Here is a 2,564-nt window from a genome sequence, read left to right as displayed (position 1 = left end):
GGAGGGCGCACGCGATGAACGGTAGGTGGCCACAGGGGCCGAATGCACTCCGTTTTCCCGATGGCTGACCCGCAGCGTTAGTCCTGTGGTGCCCGGCGGAAGCAGTGACGCCCAACGTCCGGATCAGCCGCTGTGGTCGCGTAGCGTCCGAAACTTGCCGTCGGTGCTACTTTGCCCGGCCACCGCTCCGGATCGGATCTGTGCGGTGTTCAAAGCTGACGGCCGCGACATCTTCCGTACATCTCGACAGCGTTGTCGAGATGCAGCCAATCTTCGTCGAGATGCAGTCGATCTTGTAAGAACGCCGGTGGATCCCAAGAATTGGTCGACGTTATGCATCTCGGGCGTGTTGGTGCTCCACGTTATGGATCTGCGCCGTGGGCTAGACGGCTCTCTTCGAGTTTGGGCGGGCACGCCGGTCCTTCGTGGTGACGCGGTGTGGCCCGTGACCTCCCCCAGAGGGGGCACCCCCCGGTGATCATGGCTGTTGTCGAGCACTTCATGGTCACGAGGGTGAGGCCACGGGCTTGGTTCAGCGTACGCATGCCCCACACGAAGATGCCTCAACGATGCTGTTGGGAATCGAGGGTCTGACCGTGGTCTGGGTCGTGCTGGAAGACGACGGCGCCCGGGCGTTGAGATGGTCACCGACGAGGCCGCTGCGGCATGTCCGGCTGCGGGGTGGTCTCGATGTCGGTGAAGGGACGGACGACCACCCGCCCGCGGGACAACGGGGCGCGGTCCAGCGCCTGCCGGGCTCGGACCTGGCCGTATAGCCTTCGAGCGTGAGGTTGATCTGCTGGAACATGGCCGGCGCCTACGGCTACAAGCGCGATCGCCACGCGAGCGCATGGCAGTGGCTCAATGAGCAGGACGCTGACGTTGCACTCCTCCAAGAGGTCGTCCCTCACCCCGAGAGGCTGGGACCTTGGGGCTCTGTTGTATTTCGTGGCAAGTACAAGCAGCACGGATGCGCCGTGCTGGTGAAGGCTGGTGGTTACCGAGCCTGGGAGCCGACCGACCAACAGCCCGGGTTGACACGTGTCCGGGGTGCGGCCGCGATCGCGAGGCCCGATGAGGAGGGTGGCCTCTGGTTCATCAGTGTCCACTCTGATGCCGCCAGCTTCGAGGAGATCAATAGGGCCTACCCCACGTGGTACGCGGATCTACCTCCGCGCGAGCAGATCCCGCGGTCCAGCGCGTCAGCGATGTGGGAGATCGAACCAGTCGTCGCCGAGCTTCGGCCGGTCCTGAACGGCGCGCGCTTTGTCTTGGGCGGTGACCTCAATAGCGCACGGATGTTCGATACTGGTGACAGGGGCGAGAACGCGCGTCTCTTCGACAACCTGCACGCCCAGGGTTACATCGACACGCGCCCTCGGCATTCCCCGGAGGAAGTGCAGACCTACTTCAAGAAGCGCACGCGTCCATTGCAGCTGGACCACGTATTCGCCGACGCCGCTACGGAGACCTCGGTCCGCTCATGGAGTGTCAGGCGAGAAGTAGCAGAGCAACTGGGGCTCAGCGATCACGCACCCATCGAGATGGTCATCGCCTGACTCGTCTCTCCCTCGACGGTCGAGACCCTGCCACCCGCGGTTGTTGCCGTGGAGCGCCGAGAGCGCCCGGTTCTCCACCGATCCCGAGGTGGTAGACCGACGCGTCGCTGATGAAGCGGGTGACCAAGCTCGCCATCACGGCAGACACCACGCTGTATGCCGGGTGGCGGAAGTCGGACCCCGAGTAGCCATCCCTTTTGGCGTCCACATGCCCGGCGCAGATCGGCGCGCTACGCCGTGTGGTTCCGAACACATGCGGTCGCGCGTACGATCGTTCCCTTGCCGAGCGCGGCTCGGCACCGTCGATGGCCCAGGCGTGCCGCGAATCGCCCTTTAGATGAACGAGAGCCTCGGTGTCTCCGTCCTCAGTCTCGGCTACGAGATTGAGCGCAATTCCCGCGATTGGCCGACCGTCACCATCAGCATCGGCGGGGTGAACCCGTTCGCCGAGGTCGCGCCAGAATGGGGCGGCTTTGACCCCCAGGACGTCTTCATCGAGGACAGCCCACTGCTGCCGCAGCACCCACCGCGCCGCGTCGGGGTGTGGCGGTGCTCCTGCGGGATCGAGGGCTGCGGCGTGATCGCGCCGGTCATCGCCGCCACCGCGGACGCTGAATGGGTGACCTGGTCGGACCCGTGCGACTACACCGGCGTTTTCGTCGGTCCCTACCCGATCGGCCCCGACCCCGCCAACGGCCGGCCTTGGCCGCTGCCGACATACCGGTTCGCGATGGGCCAGTACGTCGCGGAGGTACGCCGGGCGACGGCCGACCGGTCCTGGGAGTCCCCGCGGCGTGCGACCGCGCGCTTCCTGACCGAGCGTCTGCGGGGGAGCGAGCTGCCAGCGGGGTTGTCGTTCCGGTGGGCCTCGCCGTGGAAGGACGGGTACGCGGTCTCATACCAGCGGAACTCGACCGACCCAGATTGGTTCAGGCAAGTCGTGCTCCTCATGACCAGTGACGAGACCGACTCAGCCCTGGCGGCGCAGGACATGGCCGATCGCCT

General features: G+C 65.8%; 3 protein-coding genes. All 3 read left to right on the top strand.

Translation table 11 applies throughout. The features are described from left to right. Positions 1 to 569: 569 nt before the first annotated feature. On the top strand, positions 570 to 776 hold the full coding sequence (locus tag PKH97_RS15740) for a hypothetical protein (RefSeq protein ID WP_324388556.1): 207 nt from the start codon (positions 570 to 572) through the stop codon (positions 774 to 776). A 9-nt stretch (positions 777 to 785) separates the two neighbouring features. Next, a complete protein-coding gene (locus PKH97_RS15735; protein WP_324388555.1) occupies positions 786 to 1,559 on the top strand; it encodes an endonuclease/exonuclease/phosphatase family protein in 774 nt (257 codons plus the stop codon). Positions 1,560 to 1,896: 337 nt separating this feature from the next. Then, on the top strand, positions 1,897 to 2,564 hold a 668-nt coding region (locus PKH97_RS15730), incomplete at its 3' end, for a hypothetical protein (RefSeq protein ID WP_324388554.1).

Origin of the sequence: Nostocoides sp. (assembly GCF_035343835.1) — a bacterium.
In the GTDB taxonomy this organism is placed as follows: Bacteria; Actinomycetota; Actinomycetes; order Actinomycetales; family Dermatophilaceae; genus Nostocoides_A; species Nostocoides_A vanveenii.
Note: the sequence above shows the minus strand (reverse complement) of the source record. Positions and strands in the feature narration are given on the sequence as shown.

Excerpts from the sequence above, each read along its gene's own strand:
- PKH97_RS15740 (WP_324388556.1), top strand. The coding sequence starts at position 570 with ATGCTGTTGGGAATCGAGGGTCTGACCGTGGTCTGGGTCGTGCTGGAA.